The sequence below is a fragment of the Kineococcus sp. R86509 genome (assembly GCF_042466365.1).
Classification (GTDB): domain Bacteria; phylum Actinomycetota; class Actinomycetes; order Actinomycetales; family Kineococcaceae; genus Kineococcus.
The window spans coordinates 3,559,910-3,576,232 of sequence record NZ_JAXHCE010000001.1 but is presented as its reverse complement, the minus strand read 5'-3'; the positions used below and the strand labels follow the sequence as shown (position 1 = coordinate 3,576,232).

At 71.5% G+C, this 16,323-nt stretch carries 18 protein-coding genes and 1 pseudogene; 9 read left to right on the top strand and 10 right to left on the bottom strand.

The annotated features are described in order from the left end of the window. Positions 1-47: 47 nt before the first annotated feature. Positions 48-800, bottom strand: coding sequence for an SDR family NAD(P)-dependent oxidoreductase (locus tag SJY07_RS17465; protein ID WP_328292956.1), 753 nt, complete (start codon positions 798-800; stop codon positions 48-50). Between the two features lie 63 nt (positions 801-863). On the opposite strand from SJY07_RS17465, the gene SJY07_RS17460 reads away from it, so the two are divergent. Then, positions 864-1,580, top strand: a complete 717-nt coding sequence (locus tag SJY07_RS17460) for an SDR family oxidoreductase (RefSeq protein ID WP_380160813.1) — start codon at positions 864-866, stop codon at positions 1,578-1,580. Next, positions 1,577-2,317: a FadR/GntR family transcriptional regulator gene (locus SJY07_RS17455; protein WP_380160811.1), complete on the top strand. Its 741-nt coding sequence runs from the start codon at positions 1,577-1,579 to the stop codon at positions 2,315-2,317. The genes SJY07_RS17460 and SJY07_RS17455 overlap by 4 nt, the downstream gene beginning before the upstream one ends. Here SJY07_RS17455 and SJY07_RS17450 read toward each other — a convergent pair. Then, positions 2,275-2,808, bottom strand: coding sequence for a cysteine hydrolase (locus tag SJY07_RS17450; protein WP_328292959.1), 534 nt, complete (start codon positions 2,806-2,808; stop codon positions 2,275-2,277). The two genes, SJY07_RS17455 and SJY07_RS17450, sit on opposite strands and share 43 nt — an antisense overlap. Here SJY07_RS17450 and SJY07_RS17445 point away from each other — a divergent pair. Continuing rightward, on the top strand, positions 2,807-3,241 hold the full coding sequence (locus tag SJY07_RS17445; RefSeq protein WP_380160809.1) for a RidA family protein: 435 nt from the start codon (positions 2,807-2,809) through the stop codon (positions 3,239-3,241). The two genes, SJY07_RS17450 and SJY07_RS17445, sit on opposite strands and share 2 nt — an antisense overlap. On the opposite strand, the gene SJY07_RS17440 is transcribed toward SJY07_RS17445, so the two are convergent. Then, positions 3,228-3,527 carry a hypothetical protein gene (locus tag SJY07_RS17440; RefSeq protein ID WP_328292961.1) on the bottom strand — a complete coding sequence of 100 codons (300 nt, stop codon included), beginning with the start codon at positions 3,525-3,527 and terminating at the stop codon, positions 3,228-3,230. The genes SJY07_RS17445 and SJY07_RS17440 overlap by 14 nt on opposite strands. Positions 3,528-3,723: 196 nt before the next feature. Between SJY07_RS17440 and SJY07_RS17435 the strand changes: the two genes are divergently transcribed. The 5 genes from SJY07_RS17435 to SJY07_RS17415 all read left to right on the top strand — a co-directional run bounded on the left by SJY07_RS17435 (position 3,724) and on the right by SJY07_RS17415 (position 8,282). Continuing rightward, positions 3,724-4,155 carry a VOC family protein gene (locus tag SJY07_RS17435; RefSeq protein WP_328292962.1) on the top strand — a complete coding sequence of 144 codons (432 nt, stop codon included), beginning with the start codon at positions 3,724-3,726 and terminating at the stop codon, positions 4,153-4,155. Between the two features lie 79 nt (positions 4,156-4,234). After that, entirely contained in the window at positions 4,235-5,296 is a 1,062-nt protein-coding gene (locus SJY07_RS17430) for a helix-turn-helix transcriptional regulator (RefSeq protein WP_380160806.1), read from the top strand. Between the two features lie 450 nt (positions 5,297-5,746). Next, positions 5,747-6,967 (top strand): saccharopine dehydrogenase family protein, encoded by a 1,221-nt coding sequence (locus SJY07_RS17425; protein WP_380160804.1) that lies wholly within the window; start codon positions 5,747-5,749, stop codon positions 6,965-6,967. A gap of 315 nt (positions 6,968-7,282) precedes the next feature. After that, complete coding sequence (locus SJY07_RS17420) at positions 7,283-7,813, top strand: hypothetical protein (protein WP_328292965.1); 531 nt, start codon at positions 7,283-7,285, stop codon at positions 7,811-7,813. Between the two features lie 142 nt (positions 7,814-7,955). Then, positions 7,956-8,282: a hypothetical protein gene (locus SJY07_RS17415; protein WP_328292966.1), complete on the top strand. Its 327-nt coding sequence runs from the start codon at positions 7,956-7,958 to the stop codon at positions 8,280-8,282. 680 nt (positions 8,283-8,962) lie between these two features. On the opposite strand, the pseudogene SJY07_RS17410 reads toward SJY07_RS17415, so the two are convergent. The 7 genes and pseudogenes from SJY07_RS17410 to SJY07_RS17380 form a co-directional block, all read right to left on the bottom strand. After that, a pseudogene (locus tag SJY07_RS17410) lies at positions 8,963-9,307 on the bottom strand (PIN domain-containing protein); the annotation flags it as partial. 35 nt (positions 9,308-9,342) lie between these two features. Next, complete coding sequence (locus SJY07_RS17405; protein ID WP_380160802.1) at positions 9,343-9,639, bottom strand: type II toxin-antitoxin system Phd/YefM family antitoxin; 297 nt, start codon at positions 9,637-9,639, stop codon at positions 9,343-9,345. 202 nt (positions 9,640-9,841) lie between these two features. Next, entirely contained in the window at positions 9,842-10,894 is a 1,053-nt protein-coding gene (locus tag SJY07_RS17400) for an ABC transporter permease (RefSeq protein WP_328292969.1), read from the bottom strand. Beyond that, on the bottom strand, positions 10,891-11,961 hold the full coding sequence (locus tag SJY07_RS17395) for an ABC transporter permease (protein WP_380160800.1): 1,071 nt from the start codon (positions 11,959-11,961) through the stop codon (positions 10,891-10,893). The genes SJY07_RS17400 and SJY07_RS17395 overlap by 4 nt, the downstream gene beginning before the upstream one ends. Next, the gene (locus SJY07_RS17390) at positions 11,958-13,508 is read right to left on the bottom strand and encodes a sugar ABC transporter ATP-binding protein (RefSeq protein WP_328292971.1); all 1,551 of its coding nucleotides are present in this window, start codon (positions 13,506-13,508) and stop codon (positions 11,958-11,960) included. Before SJY07_RS17390 ends, SJY07_RS17395 begins: the two co-directional genes overlap by 4 nt. A 54-nt stretch (positions 13,509-13,562) precedes the next feature. Further along, positions 13,563-14,537, bottom strand: a complete 975-nt coding sequence (locus tag SJY07_RS17385) for an ABC transporter substrate-binding protein (RefSeq protein WP_328292972.1) — start codon at positions 14,535-14,537, stop codon at positions 13,563-13,565. 124 nt (positions 14,538-14,661) lie between these two features. After that, the gene (locus SJY07_RS17380; protein ID WP_328292973.1) at positions 14,662-15,705 is read right to left on the bottom strand and encodes a LacI family DNA-binding transcriptional regulator; all 1,044 of its coding nucleotides are present in this window, start codon (positions 15,703-15,705) and stop codon (positions 14,662-14,664) included. A gap of 122 nt (positions 15,706-15,827) precedes the next feature. Here SJY07_RS17380 and SJY07_RS17375 point away from each other — a divergent pair, with 122 nt between their 5' ends. After that, on the top strand, positions 15,828-16,304 hold the full coding sequence (locus tag SJY07_RS17375) for a GNAT family N-acetyltransferase (protein ID WP_380160797.1): 477 nt from the start codon (positions 15,828-15,830) through the stop codon (positions 16,302-16,304). Positions 16,305-16,323 lie beyond the last annotated feature (19 nt).

Below are 16,323 nucleotides of genomic sequence, written 5' to 3'. Positions count from 1 at the left end.
AACCCGGGTGGAGACGGTCTCCACCCGGGCCCCCCGGCGCCCGGTCGTCAGAGACCCTCGTAGGCCCGTCGCGGAATCTGGGTGGCGAGCTTTCCCCCGGAGACGTCGACGAGGGTGCCGGTGATGTATCCGGCCGCGTCGCTGGCGAGGAAGACGAGCAGGTCGGCGACGTCGTCGGCGCTCTCCCAGCGGCGCAGGGACAACGTGTCGAGCAGTTCGTCGGCCTTCTCGGGCGGGAGTTCGGCGAAACCGTTCATCGCGGTCGGGATCATCCCCGGTGCGTAGGCGTTCACGGTGATGTTCCACGGCCCGAGTTCTGAGGCCAGGACGCGGGTGAACTGCACGACGGCCGCCTTGGACGCCGCGTAGGCGGCACTGCCGACGCTCGGCACGATGGCCGCGAAGGAGGCGGCGTTGATGATCCGCCCCTTCCCGGCGCGTTTCATGACCTCGGCGACCGCCTGGCTGACGAGGAACACCCCGCCGACGTTGACGTCGAAGCAGCGCCGCCAACCGTCCCAGGTGAGGTCCGCGACCCGGCCGTCGACGTTGATCCCGGCGTTGTTCACGAGGACGTCGATCGTCCCGGAACGGCGCACGACCTCCTCGACCGCGGCGGTCACGGAGGCGGGGTCGGTCACGTCGCAGACGATCTCGGTCACCCCGTCCTGGGGTTCGAAGGCGCGGTCGAGACCGACGACCTGCGCGCCCTCCGCGACGAAGCGGCGGGCGAGGGTGTGCCCGATCCCCCGTCCTGCTCCGGTGACGACGACCACCCGGCCTGCGACGTCGAGGTGCACGGGGTTCTCCTCCCATTGGACATACTATTGTCGTCGGAGAACCTACGGTCGAGGAGGCCCCACGTGCAACGAGTACTCTGGATCACCGGTGCCGGATCGGGCATGGGACGGGCCGTCGCTCTGTCCGCCGCCGCTGCGGGGTGGACGGTCGCCCTCAGCGGTCGTCGGGCGGAACTGCTGCAGGACACCGCCTCCACCATCTCGAGGTCCGGCGGGACCGCGTTCGCGCTGCCCCTCGACGTCCAGGACGGCGCGGCGGTCGCCGCGGCCCGGGCCCGGATCGTGGCCGAGTTCGATCACCTCGACGGCGTCGTCCTCGCCGCCGGCGTGAACACCCCGAAGCGTCGCTGGGACGACCAGGAGATCTCGACCTTCCACGACGTCGTGGCGACGAACCTGGGTGCGGTCGCGACCACGGTCGACGCGGCCCTGCCGGACCTGCGGAAGACCGGTGGCGTCGTGGTGGTGATCTCGTCCTACGCGGGCTGGTCGTTCCACCCCGGTGCCGGGGTGGCGTACTCGGCGAGCAAGACCGCCCTGGGTTCCCTGGTCCGCACGTTGAACGCCCACGAGGCGGCGTCCGGGGTCCGCGCGACGCACCTCTGCCCCGGTGACGTCGCGACCGACTTCCTCGACCAGCGCCCGAACGTTCCCGACGCCGCCGCCCGGGCCCGGATGCTGACCCCGGAGGACGTCGCCCGGACGGTGCAGTTCGTCCTGGACTCCCCCGCCCACGTGCGCATCGACGAACTGGTCGTCTCCCCCGTCTCCCAGGCGTGAGCAGCCGCAGTCCCGCGTTCCGCCGCGTGCTCGACGACCTCGGCCGGGCCGTCGTGGCCGGGGAGTTCCCACCGGGCCACACCACGTCGGTGGAGACGCTGACCGCGCGGACCCTGACCTCCCGCAGCATCGTCCGCGAGGCGACCCGGGTCCTGGCCGCCCTCGGGATGCTGACGGCGTCGCCGCGCGTCGGGCTCGTGGTGCGTCCGCGCCCGGCGTGGAACCTGCTGGACCCCGAAGTCATCCGGTGGCGACTGCAGGGCCCGGACCGCGACGCGCAGCTGGAGGAACTGCGGGAACTGCGGGCGGCCGTGGAACCCGCCGCCGCGGTGGCCGCCGCCCGGCGGATCTCCCGCTCGGGGATGGCCCAGCGCCTGCTCGACGCGGCAACGGCTCTGGAGGACCCGGACGTCCTGGCCGACCCCACCCGCTTCCTGGCCGCCGACGAGGAACTGCACTCCGCCGTGCTGGAGGCCTCCGGGAACGCGATGTTCGTCCGGTTGGGTGCGGTGGTCTCGCAAGCCCTCGAGGAACGCGCCGAGATCGCCCCGGTCGCCCGCGACGTGGAACTCCACACGACGCTGGCCCGCGCCGTCGCCGCCGGCGACGACACCACCGCGGGGGCCGCGATGGGTGAACTCGTCGCCCGCACCCGGGACCGGCCGAGGGTGCGGCGACCCGCCGCGCAGGCGGGTCAGAGGTCGCGCGAGGTCACGACCGAGACAAGGGGCGCGTAGAGGCGCAGGGCGTCGAGCGCCCGCTCGTGGTCGACGTCGCTCGCGCCGGCGCAGGCGTCGGCGACCACCGTCACGGGAACTCCGTCGTCGGCCGCGGCCAGGACCGTCGACAGGACGCAGCAGTCGGTGGACACCCCGCCGACCACGACGGGGGCGTCCCCGACGATCTGCGCGAGTTCCGGACCCCACTTGCCGAACGTGGTGCGGGTCAGGACGGGCATCCCGCGCCCGGAGAACCCGTCGACGAGGGCGTAGAGCGGGTCCTCGTCGGGGACGAGGGCGAAGGGGAACTGTTCGTAGTAGGGCTTCCACGCCCCCCGCGGTTGCGCCGGGGCGACGAACCGGGTGAGCACGACCCGCGGCGCGTAGCGCTCGAGGAGTTCCGCGCAGACGCGCGCGGCAGCGTCGAACCGGGGCGCGGCCCACGGGCTCTCCGGGGCGCCGAAGATGCGTTGCAGGTCGATGAGGACGAGCCAGGGGGCGGGCACCATGGTGCGGACGCTACCGGCCGGGCCCTGGTGGCACAGTCTCCCCGTGAGCACTCGACAGTCGATCTCCAGCGGCGGGACCTGGGAGCCGATCGTGGGCTACTCGCGGGCGCTGCGCGTCGGCGACCACGTGAGCGTCTCGGGCACCACCGCCGCGACCCCGGACGGTCCCGTCGGGGGCGACGACGTCGGCGAGCAGACCCGCACCTGCCTGACGCGGATCCGCGCGGCGCTGATCGAGGCCGGCGCGACCCTGGAGGACGTCGTGCGCACCCGGATGTTCGTCACCGACATCTCCCGCTGGGAGGAGGTCGGACGCGTCCACGCCGAGTTCTTCGGCCACGTGCGGCCGGCCACGACGATGGTCGAGGTCCGCGCGCTCATCGAACCGGACCTGCTGGTCGAGGTCGAGGCCGACGCGATCATCCAGCGCTAGGGTCACCGCCGGCTCCGGCCGCACGCAGGTTCACCGCCTCGACCCACGCCTCGACGACGACGGGTTCCGGACCCGGCACGACGTAGACCACCCGGCCACGCCACCCCCGGGGTCCCCTCGACCAGGCGACGACGATCCCCGGCCACGGCTCCGCCCCGCCGTCGGCCGGTCGCACCCAGCAGTGCCGGACGGCGGGGCGCTCCCCGGCCTCGCGACGGGCCTGGTGTTCGCGCACCAGCTCGTAGAGCGGGCGCTGCCCGTTCCTGCGCGACTGACCCCCGGACACCCCGCGAGCATCGCACAGCTTCGAACACCTGTACGAACCCTCGCGCGGGGTCCCGGTCGTCTGCGCGCGCACCGCTCCCCGAACGGCGGAACCGCGGAGAACTGCGCACTGGCGCAGGACAGCCCCTGACCTCTTCTCCCGAGATGGTTCTTCCACACCCGAGCGGACGGCCCGCTCAGGTCGGAGGAGGACCACCGTGAGCGTCACCAGCACCCTGCACGTCAACCTGCGCGGCAACGCCAAGCAGGCCCTGGAGTTCTACCGGTCCGTGTTCGGTGGCGACGTCGTCGCCATCCCCTACGGCAGCGCCCCCGCCGGCCAGGAACCGGACCAGGCCGAGCAGATCGCCTGGGGTCAGGTGGTCTCGCCCAGCGGGTTCCACGTCATGGCCTACGACGTGCAGGGGTCCAAGCCCTACGACCAGGGCCGGAACCCCTACTACCTGTCCCTGCGCAGCACCGACGCCGAGGAGATCACCCGGTACTGGAACGGCATGCGCCCCAGCGCCGTCGACGTCGAGGTGGAACTGGGCCCGTCGATCTTCAGCCCGCTCTACGGCAAGCTCACCGACCAGTTCGGGGTCACCTGGATCATCGACGTGATCGTCCCCTGGTCCCCGGCCGAGTGAGCCCCGGTCGTGGGGCGGCGCCTCGAGGTCGTCCGGACGTGCGGACACCCGCTGACCACCGAGAGGGCACGCTGTCGCCATGGCTCTTCCCGCCTCCGCCACGTCCTCGCGCCTCCTGTCGCTGCTGTCCCTGCTGCAGTCACGACGCGACTGGCCCGGGTCCGTGCTGGCCCGGAGGCTGGACATCAGCGAGCGGACCGTCCGCCGTGACGTGGACCGTCTGCGGGAACTCGGCTACCCGATCAACGCGGTCAAGGGACCCGACGGCGGGTACCGGCTGGAGGCCGGTGCCCGACTGCCGCCGTTGCTGTTCGACGACGAGCAGGCCGTCGCCCTGACGGTGGCCCTGCAACTCGCCGTCGTCACCGGTGCCGGGATCGCGGAAGCCGCCGCCCGAGCGCTCGGCACCGTCTCGCAGGTCCTCCCCTCCCACCTCACCCGACGCGTCGAGGGGTTCCGCCCGGTCGTGGTGGAGCGGACCGCGGGAGGAGGTGGCGAGCAGGTCGACGTCGACGTGCTGCTCGCCATCGCCCAGGCCGCGCAGCGCAGCGAAGGGCTGCGCTTCGACTACGGCGTGCCCCCGGCGGACGAGCACGACACCGTCCCCCCGACCGGACCGGCGGCGGTCCGGGAGGTCCACCCCCACCGGCTGGTCCTGCGCGCCGGCCGCTGGTACCTGCTCGCCTGGGAACCCCGGAAGGAGGACTGGCGGACCTACCGCGTCGACCGGGTGCGACTGCGGGTACCCGGCGGGGCCCGCTTCACCCCGCGCGAGATCCCCGGTGGTGACGCGGCTGCCTTCGTCGCGGGCCGGTTCAAGGGTTCGCCCGCGGGCGACGCGTGGCCGTGCACGGGGGTGGTCGTCGTGCACGCGTCCGCCGCTGAGCTGTCACCGTTCGTCGGGGACGGAACCCTCGAGAGCATCGGTCCGCGACGCTGTCGTCTCGTGCTGGGATCCTGGTCCTGGACCGGGCTGGCGGCCTCTCTGGCCCGTCTGGACGAGGACGTCGAGGTCGTCGAACCCCAGGAGTTGCGGGACGCCTTCACCCGCCTCGCCGAACGGGCAGGACGGGCTGCGGCCGTCGTTCCACGACCCGCAGAACTCCGGCAGGCGGATCAGCCGGGAGAAGTTCCCTCCTGACCTCGTCCGCCGGCACCGGAGGATCGCTGCGACCCGACGTTCGACGTCGGTGTTCAGACCGGTGTGGACCGGCCCGGAAACCTCCTGGTGGTTTCGGGGAGGAGAACACTGCGTCGTTCTCAAGCTTCTGTGCTGCAATGCACTTGACACCGATCTTCCATCGGAGGAACTCCGCCCGCACAGAGGCCGACCCGGCTCGTTCCACGGTCACCGGTCCTGCTGCTGATCTCCGCCAGGGTGCAAGCACGATCGAGCAGCACCAGGTTCACGGGTCCGACGACGACCACCGCGCTGGGAAACTCCCCCTCGTGGAGGAAACTCCCACGGCGCCCCGGCCGGATCCAGCAGCCGCCGGTCCCGCCCTGCCGAGACCTGCTCGATGGCCGTGGTCGACAGCCCGGCGGTGAGGGCAGGGGACCAGGACCGGGGCCGGCGGGTTAGCGTGACGGCGTGGCTCGCGACATCGACATCGTGCTCTTCGGCGCCTCCGGCTTCGTCGGGCGCCTCACCGCGGCGCACCTCGCCACGCACGCCCCCACCGGGACGCGGATCGCCCTGGCCGGCCGCTCGCGCGAACGGCTGACGGCCGTGGCCCGCGACCTGGGACCCGCCGCCGCGAACTGGCCGCTCGTGGTGGCCGACGCCTCCGACGAGGCGTCCCTGCGCACGCTCGCCGAGTCGACCCACGTCGTGGTCTCGACCGTCGGCCCCTACCTGAGGCACGGGCTGCCGCTCGTGCAGGCGTGCGCCCGCGCCGGCACCCACTACGCCGACCTGACCGGCGAGGTCCTGTTCGCACGCCGCAGCATCGACACCGCCCACGAGACGGCCCGCACCAGCGGAGCCCGGATCGTGCACTCCTGCGGCTTCGACTCCGTCCCCTCCGACCTGGCCGTGCTGCTCGCCCACGACTGGGCACGGACCCACGACGCCGGACCGCTCGCCAGCGCGACGCTCGAGGTCGTCTCGGCGCGCGGCGGCTTCAGCGGCGGCACGGTCGACTCGCTGCGCCTGCAGCTGGACACCGCGCGCCGCGACCCGCAGGCCCGACGGCTGGTGGCCGACCCGTACGCCCTGAGCCCCGAGCGCGCGAGCGAACCCGACCTGGGCCGCCAGCCCGACGCGTTCGGCCCCCACCGACGCGGGGCGACGGGCGACTGGGTGGCCCCCTTCGTCATGGCCTCCTACAACACCCGGGTGGTACGACGCAGCAACGCCCTCCTCGACCACGCCTACGGCCCGCGCCTGCGCTACGCGGAGGTCATGGCGTTCTCCGGGCGCACCGCGGCCCTGCGGGCGACCGCCGTCACGGGGGTGCTGGCCGGGCTGACCGGCCTGCTGGCCGTCCAGCCCCTGCGGCCGCTGCTCGACCGTCTGCTGCCCTCCCCCGGCACCGGCCCCAGCGAGCACACCCGCCGCACGGGCCGCTTCCACCTGCGCCTCGACGCGCGCACGCAGTCCGGCCGCCGCGCCACCGTGACCGTCGCCGCCCAGGGCGACCCGGGCTACGCCGCGACCGCGGTCATGCTCGGCGAGAGCGCCCTGGCGCTCGCGCTCGACGGCGACCGCCTACCCGCCCGCGCGGGGGTCTTGACCCCCGCCACGGGCATCGGGCTCCCGCTCGTGGATCGTCTGCGCCGCAGGGGTTTCACGCTCGACGTCGCGGGCTGACGCCCCGGGGCGTCGAGCGCGCCCACCGTTGACGACGGTGAGCCTGGACTCCCCGGTGCTCGCGACGGCGCTGCGGCCGGCCGGGACGGGCGGGGCCCGGAACCTGACCGTGCCTTGCACCCCTGGGCTGTTGGTGCGTCGATGTGGCAGGCTCACTCCAGGACGACGACACGGTGGACCCGCAGTGAAACGGAACAACCCCTCGACCCGATGACGTTGTAGACCGACGACGTCGCCTCCACCGGAGGTGTCGTCGCCACCTGGGTCGAGGAACACACCGGTGAACCGACATCTGCAGCAGGCAGGAGTGATGACGTGCCCCGCACCACCATGCGCCGCGCCGGCACCGTCGCCCTGACCTCCTTCGCCACCCTCACCCTCCTTCCCCTCCTGGCCCCGGCCAAGCCCAGCGAACGGGTGCTCCTGCTGCTCGCCGCCGTCCCGGCTGCCGTGCTCCTCGGCTACCTCGCCGGCCACACCGCTGCGACGGGCCCCCACTCCCACGACGAGCGGCTGCAGGAGATCCAGCAGCACATCGATCAGCTGCAGGCCGCACAACGCAGTGCCGCCGTCACCGCCCAGCCGGCTGCGCCGGTGGTCACCGTGGTCAGCGAGCCCGTCCCCGGCCCCGGGACCGGTTCACCCATCGGGGGTGGCCACCTCGCCGCCCTGGCCCGACCCCCGGCAGACCAGCTCCGGCCCGGGCTCCACCTGGTGGACGCGTCCAGCCGCGGAGCCGTCGCGACCCCCGACGCACCGGCTGACGCCGCTCCCGGCGGGCTCGACGAGAGCAGCCCCCACCTCACCCTCATCGTCACCCACCCCGATCGGCACCTCACCAGCTGAGACCCGGCCCGACTCAGTTCGAGCACCTGCTCCGCTGAGGGCCGCACCGACACAGCCGTACGCCGTGCACGGGCCCTGAGCAGCAGGGCTGTCCGCAGATCGCTGGCACCTCCCATCCCAGGACCACACCGAAGGACCCGCCATGACCCAGATCCCCAGTCACGAGCCCACCAGCACCCGTGCAGGCGCTGATGGCGATGCTGACGTCGTCGTCCTCAACCACGAGGGTGAAGACCCCGCCACCCGCGCTGCCCGGACCCGCCACAACAACGCACAACGTGCCGGTTACGCCGCCCAGGCCCTCCACCACCACACCCGCGCCAGTGCCAGCGACGCCGAGGACGTGCAGCAGGCCCTCATCGAACTGCTCACCGACATCCACCACCTCTGCAACACCTGCGACCTCGACCTCGCTCCCCTCCTCCACACCGCCGACCTCATCTACGCCGCCGAGGTCCAAGCCGCCTGACCACCTGACGGGCACGACGGACAGGGCAGGGGGGTACGGCCGGAACAGCTCCGCCGCCGCCCGCGGGGCGCACCCGCACGGAGTCCACCCGAGCGGCGCCCCGGGTCTGGCACCGCTCTGGTTCGCTGCTGACCTCCGAGGACCATGGTCCTCGCTGGAAGCGATGACCCGGAAGCGATGACCCCGTGCCCGCGCCGTTCCGGCGGAGTTCTGCCGCGACGTGATCGCCGTCGCCCGCCACGGCAGCCCCTCCCGAGCTGACACCGCCCACAACGTCGACATCTCCGGGTCCTGCCTCGGACGCTGGTCGGAGACCGCCCATCACGACGAGGGTGCGTCCGACTCCGCCCCGCGGTCAGCGTGGATCTCGAGGCGGAGAACCGTGAGCTGCGCGGACGAGCGAAGCAGCTCGACCAGGAAGACGACATCCTGCGTCAAGCGACGTGTCCTGTCACAGGACGTCGGTGACACTCTCGTGCCGAGAGGTCGAGGAACCGACGTCCCGGCGCCTACCGGTGCCGACGTACCTCACGTTCCCGCCGGGCGTTGGACGCCAGGTCAGGGCCCACCGCGCGAGCCCCGTCGGTCGTTGCGGCACGCGCGGATCGGAGAGCGGGCGGCCTGACCGGGAGGGTCCTCGCGTTCGCGCGTGCGGTTCTCGGCGACTCACCCGCCTCGCGTCAAGGGCTTCGCAGGTCGAGCAGCGCTTCCAGCCCTCGGTAGTCGTCGAGGTTGGAAGTCACCAGGGAAAGCTCGTGTGCTCGAGCGGTCGCCGCGATCATCAAGTCCAGTCGCCGAGGCCTCGGCTTGCGACCGATGGCCACCACGGCAGCGTCGATGTCGGGGTAGGCCTCGAGAACCCGTCCGGACACCGGGAAGGGGTCGAAGACCGAGGCGGCGACGTCGTAGCGCCGCTTGCGGGCCGCCCTCACCGCCGGGTCGGCGATGCTGTTGATCCCTCCGGCCAGCTCGAACATCGTCAGGATGGAGATGGCGGCACCGTCGACGACGATCCCGTCGATGAGCACGTTGGTGTCGATGAGAACGGCTGCGTCGGAGTTCACCGTTCCCCGCGGAGGGTGGCCCGGAGGTACGGGTCGTCGAGCTCGTCGTCGACGACGTCGCGGACGTCCCGCTTCCAGGCTTCGACCTGTTCGGTGCTCAACGGTGCCTCGGCGTACAGAGCTCGAAGGGCGTCGGCGCTGACGAACCGTTGGGGCCTGGCAGGGGGTGGGGTCATCCGCAGGATGCCGAAGCTCTCCCCGTTGATGGTGACCTCGAACTCCTCCCCGTCGCGCAGCTCGCGGAGGATCTTCCCGCTGTCGTTGCGGAGCTCCCGCTGACTGATCGTCCTCACGGGACAACCGTAGCATCGATCTGCTACACGCGGCCGAGACCACGAGGTCGAAGATCCTCGGAGCACGGATTCGGAGGACGTTCACGACGGTGGCCTCGGCCGCAGCAGCGGCCACCTCACGAGCTCGCCGTCGGACTGCACCGGTCTCGGTCCGCCGCTCCACCACTGCCGTGCCGGCCCGCCGACGGTGCGGCCGCCGCGCTCAGGTCCGGCGCGCGGTGACGACCTTCTGCAGGACGACGAAGGCCAGCAGCACGGCGCCGATGAAGACTCGGGTGTACCAGGAGTCCAGCCCCTCGCGGGCGATGAGGACCTGGATCAGGCCGTAGACGAGAACCCCGGCCCCGGTGCCGAGGACGAACCCGACACCCCCCGAGAGCAGGGTCCCGCCGATGACGACGGCGGCGATGGCGTCGAGCTCCATGCCGATCCCGGTGAGGTTGAACCCGGACTTCGTGTACAGGGCGAAGAGGATCCCCGCGATGCCCGCGCAGGTTCCGGAGATGACGTAGACCCCGATGCGGGTACGGGCCGGACGCAGGCCCATGAGTTCGACCGCGACGCCGCGGTCCCCGGCACCGAGGCCGTACACGCTGCGCCCGAAGCGGGTGTAGTGCAGGACGTAGACCGCGAGCAGCAGCACGGCGACGGCGATCACCATGCTGGCGTTGATCCGCCACGTCCCCCGGCCCTCACCGAACTTGATGCTCCACGACGCCAGGGCGGAGAAGGAGGGGTCGTCGATGACGAGGGAGTTGGTGCTGACCACGTTGGCCAGGCCGCGGGCCAGGAACATGACGGCCAGCGACGCGATGAACGGCTGGATGTCGAAGACCTGGACCATGACCCCGATCAGGAGCCCGCAGCAGGTTCCGATGAGGACCCCCACCACCAGCACCACCGGCAACGGCGCCCCGGCGGTGAACAACTTGGCGGTGATGAGTCCGACGAGAGCGACCACCGCCCCCACGGACAGGTCGATCCCGCCCGCGAGGATGACGAAGGTCATGCCGACGGCCAGGACGAGGAGGTAGGAGTTGTCCAGGAGCAGGTTGGAGAGCAGTCGCATGCTGAGGAAGTCGGCGCGTGCGGTGCTGTACCGCTGCTGACCCACCCCGAGCATGACGACCAGGGTCAGGACCGTGCCGACGACGGGGAGGAACCGACGGTCGAGGCGGTCCAGGACCCGGCGGACGCGGTGCTCGCGCGGGCGGCGGGTGGCGCTCGGGGGCGCAGGGGACAGTTCGGTGCTCATGCCGCCACCTCCGTGGGGATCGATCGCTGGGGCCGGGGTGCGGACCGGTGCAGACGCGACCGCAGGTACGGCGACGCCGCGACGCAGACCGCGATGAGCACGAGGGCCTTGAACAGGGGTGTCGTCTGGCTGGGGAGCTCGAAGACGATGACCGCGCGCTCCAGGGTCGAGAGCAGCAGAGCGCCGACGACGAGACCACCGAGGTGGAAACGCCCACCGTCCAGCCGGGTGCCGCCGAGGACGACCACCATGATCGCGTCGAGTTCCTTGAGGAGCCCGATGTTGTTGGCGTCGGCGGCCATCGTCGGTGCGCCGTAGACGATCCCGGCCAGAGCGGCGAGCACCCCGGCCAGGACGTAGACCGTCCAGGTCGTCGAGCGGGCCTTCACCCCGGCGAGCCGGCTGGCCTCGCGGTTGATGCCGATGGACTCCAGGAACATGCCGAGCGCGGTGCGGCGCACGGTGAGGGCGACGAGGACGAAGACCACGGCGGCGATGAGAACGGGGACGGGGACGCCCAGGACGAAGCCGGAACCCAGGAACTTGAACGGCGCGCTGGTGACGGTGGTGATCTGCCCCTTGGTGATGAGCATGGCGATGCCGCGCCCGGCGACCATGAGGATCATCGTCGCGATGAAGGGCTGGATCCCCAGCGAGGTCACCATGAACCCGTTGAAGGCGCCGACCACCAGACCCAGCGCGAGACCGAGCACGACCGCGATCACGACCGTCCCGGGGGAACCGGGGTCGGAGGCTCCGGCGAGGTAGGTGAGGGAGACGGCCAGCGAGATCGCCATGACCGCTCCGACCGAGAGGTCGATGCCGCCGGTGGCGATGACCAGGCACATGCCCAGCGCCAGCAGCAGGGGCGTCGCGCTGTTGCGCAGCAGGTCGATGAGCTGGCCGTAGAGGTTGCCGTCACGGGTGGCGACGTCGAGGAACCCCGGGCTCTTCAGACCGCAGGCCAGGAGCAGGACGACCAGGGCCAGGACCGGCCAGAGCAGACCGTGCTGGGAGACCCGTTGCAGCACCGCGGACGGGTTCGCGTTCTTCGGGGTGCCGCTCACGACGCCCTCACCTCCGTGTCGGCGATGGTTTCGAGGATGGTGTCGGTGGTGACCGAGGCGTCGTTGGTGATCTCGGCGATCTTCTGCCGGTCGCGCATCACGACGATGCGCTGGCTCAGGCGCAGCACCTCCTCCAGTTCGGAGGAGATGAAGACGATGGACATCCCGTCGGCGGCGAGGTCGGCGACGAGGCGCTGGATCTCGGTCTTGGCCCCGATGTCGATGCCCCGGGTGGGTTCGTCCAGGACCATCAGCCGGGGGGCGGTGGCCAGCCAACGCGCCAGCAGGACCTTCTGCTGGTTGCCCCCGGAGAGGTTGCGGATGAGCGCGTTGGGGTTGGGCGGGTTGATGTTGAGGACGACCATGTACTTCTGGACGATCTCGTCGAGTTCACGCGCGGGGATGCGCCGCCAGGTACCGCGGCCGGCCTGCAGGGCCAGTGCGATGTTCTCCCGGACCGTGAGGTCGCCGATGATCCCCTCCTTCTTGCGGTCCTCGCTGGACATGGCGATGTGGCGGCGCAGGGCTGCCAGCGGGGTGGGCAGCTTCACGGGACGGGCGTCCAGCGTGAGCGTCCCCTGGTCGGGGCGGTCCGCTCCGACCAGGAGCCGGGCCGCCTCGGAACGGCCTGATCCCAGCAGACCGGCGAAACCCACGATCTCCCCGGGGTAGAGGTCGAGGTCGAAGGGTTCCACCACGCCGGAGCGCCCGATCCCGAGGCCCGTCATGAGCGGGGTCTCGCGGGCGGAGTGGGTGGTCACGGCGGCGCGGGCCTGTTCCTCGATGCCGGCCAGCGCCTCCCCCGACCGGCCGATCATGTGCGAGATCAGTTCGCGCCGAGGCAGTTCCGCGGTGAGGAACTCTCCGACGAAACGGCCGTTGCGCAGCACCGTCATGCGGTCGGAGAGGTCGTACACCTGCTCCAGGAAGTGGGAGACGAAGAGGATCGCGACCCCCGCGTCGCGCAGCTGACGGATGACGCGGAACAGTTCCGCGACCTCCGCGCGGTCCAGGCTGGAGGTGGGCTCGTCGAGGATGAGGACCCTGGAGTCCACGACCAGGGCCCGGGCGATGGCGCACAACTGCTGGACGGCGATGCTGTGCGCGGAGAGCTGGGAGCGGACGTCGACGTCGAGGTTGAGCCGCTGCAGGTAACCACGCGCGGCCCGGCGGGTGGCCGCCCAGTCGATGAACGGACCGCGCCGGATCTCGTGGCCGAGCATGACGTTCTCGGCCACCGTGAGGTTCGGGCAGAGGTTCACCTCCTGGTAGACGGTGGCGATCCCGGCGGTCTGGGCCTGGCTGGGACCGGTGAAGCGCACGTCGCGCCCCTCGACCGTCATCCCGCCGTGGTCGATGCGGTTCACCCCCGTCAACGCCTTGATGAGCGTGGACTTCCCGGCGCCGTTCTCGCCCATGAGAGCGTGCACCTCACCCCGGCGCAGGGTGAGGTCGACCCCGTCGAGGGCCTTGACCCCGGGGAAGCTGATCGTGATCCCCGTCATCCGGACGACGGTTTCCCCCGCCGTGGTTCGCGTGTTCGACATCAACGCCCTCTCTGGGCCGTCAGGGTTCCAGGGACCCGGGGTTCCGGGACCGCCTCAGTAGGCCCGGGCGTCCACGGTGGCCTGGGTGGTGGTCTGGTCGAACGCCTCGTCCTTGACGATGGTCTCCTTGGGAACGTCCTCGCCGGCCGCCACCTTCTTGACCAGTTCCGCGAGCTGGGTCCCGAACACCGGGTTGCACTCCACGACGTAGTTGAACTTGCCGTCCACCAGGGCCTGCAGGCCGTCGCGGACGCCGTCGACGGAGACGATCTGCACGTCCTTGCCGGGGGTCTTGCCCGCGGCCTCGACGGCCTCGATCGCGCCCAGCCCCATGTCGTCGTTGTGGGTGAAGATGAGGGTGGTCTCGGGGTAGGTCTGCAACGCGGCCTCGACGGCGGTCTTGCCCTCGGCCCGGGTGAAGTTCCCGCTGGCCTTGCCGACCACCTGGTTCCCGGCGATCGCGTTGAAACCCTTCTCGCGGTCGACCTGCGCACCGGAGCCGAGGGTTCCCTGGAGTTCGAAGACCTTGGCGCCCGGGGCGTTCTTGGCGACCCACTCCCCCGCGGTCTTGCCCTCCTGCTCGAAGTCCGCGCCGATCCAGGTGGTGTAGGGGTCCTCGACCGAGGTGTCGACCGTGCGGTCGACGAGGACGACGGGGATCCCGGCGTCCTTGATCTCCTGCAGGACCTCGTCCCAGCCGGTCTCGATGACCGGGGAGAAGGCGATGACGTCGACGTCCTGGGCGATGAAGTCGCGCAGCGCCTTGATCTGGTTCTCCTGCTTCTGTTGGGCGTCGACGAACTTCAGGTCGAACCCCTTGGCCGTCGTGAGGCTGGCCTTGACCGACTCGGTGTTCGCCGTGCGCCAACCACTCTCGGCCCCCAGCTGGGAGAAGCCGACGCTGACGGCGTCGCCGGCCGCGGCGGTCCCGGTGGACTCGTCCGCACCGCAGGCGCTGAGCCCCCAGACGGCGGCGGCGAGACCGGCGGCGACGAACGAGCGGCGAGAGGGGGAAGGGAACGTGGACATGGGCTCCTCCTAGAGCGTGGCCGACTGCTGTGTCGGGCCGACTTGGATTGTGAGCGCTCACAACCACGGGGGTCAAGCGGTTCCCGGTCACGGCCGAGTCACGACCGAGTCGCCACCCTGGAACTCAGCGACGCGGTGGACCGCTGCTGGCCCGCACGGTCAACCGCGCACCGACGAGGGCCCCCTCGGCGGGCAGGTGGTCGATGGCCGCCGTCATGCGTTCCAGGCAGCGGGCCCCGAGCGCGGCCCAGTCCGGCGTCACGGTGGTCAACGGCGGGAAGAAGTGCTCGGACCCCTCGACGTCGTCGAAACCCACCACGGACACCTCCCGCGGGACGCTGACGCCGGCGTCGGCGAAGGCGTGCAGCAGGCCGAGGGCGAGTTGGTCGTTGGCGGTGAAAACGGCCGTGGGCAGAGCCCGGTCGTCCCGCTGTCCGAGCAGGGACCGCCCGATGGCGAAACCCGAGGACGCCGTCCAGTCCCCCGGAACCGGATCGCGCGGCACCGCTCCGGACTGCAGCATCGCGTCGAGCCACCCGCGTTCCCGCGCCCGCGCGTCCAGCCACATCGACGGCCCGCTGACGTGCAGGATCTCGGTGTGCCCCAGGTCCAGGAGGTGGCCCACCGCGAGACCCGCTCCGGCGTACTGGTTCACGGCCACGGTGTGGATGTCCCCGTTGACGCGCGTGGGCCCCACCATGACGACGGGCAACCGTCGGCTGTAGTCCTTCACCGCCCGCACGGCCTCGTCGTGCGAGGCGATGACGACGACGCCGTCCACGCCCTGGTCCAGGAAGTGCTCCAGGGTCGCCTGGACCGTCGCCACCTCCCAGCGGGTGACCGTGGCGACCGAGACGTAGGTGCCCTGACTGCGGGCCGCGCCCTCGATGGCGATCAGCGTCATGGTCGGCCCGTAGAGCGGGGAGTCCTCGGTGATGACGCCGATCGCCCCGGTGCGGCGCGTCACGAGGGCCCGGGCGGCCTCGTTGCGCCGGTAGCCGAGCTCCGCGATCGCCGAGCGCACCCGCGCCCGCGTCTCGTCCTTGACGTTGGGGTGGTCGTTGAGGACCCGCGACACCGTCTGGTGGGAGACCCCCGCGAGCTTGGCCACGTCGCTCATCGCCGGGGGCCGGGCACCGTCGACGTTCCCGCGGATCGTTTCAGACACGGCGGGACATCCGGACAGTGCGCATGGGACCCCTTCACCGTTGAGAGCGTTCACATCCTAGGGCGGTGGGCGAGCGCAGGGAAGCCTCCCTCAGTTTCCGGGGCGCCGTGCGACCCTGAGTCGTGACCGGGCTGACCCTGCGACCGATGACCCCGGCGGAGTTCGAGGCCTGGCAGGACGAGGTCGCCCGCGCCTACGCCGACGAGCAGGTCACCGCCGGCACCTGGTCGGCAGCGGAGGCCCTCGAGCGCTCGCGCCGCACGAACGCCGAACTGCTGCCCCAGGGGTCGGACACCCCCCGGATGCTCTTCCTGTGCGCTGTCGTCGCCGGCACCCCCGTCGGACGGGTGTGGATCGGTCTGGACCACCCGCGGGGCACGGCGGACTGCGCCTTCCTCTTCGACATCGAACTCCTGGACGAGCACCGGGGCCGCGGTCTCGGTCGGGAACTGCTGCTCGCCGCGGAGGAGGTCGTCCGGCAGCGGGGGACGGCCGCCCTGGAACTCAACGTGTTCGGGGCGAACACCCGCGCCGTCCGGCTCTACCGCAGCGCCGGCTACACCGTGACCACGCAGCAGATGCGCAAACCCCTGACCTGACCCGTGCCGGGGTGACCAC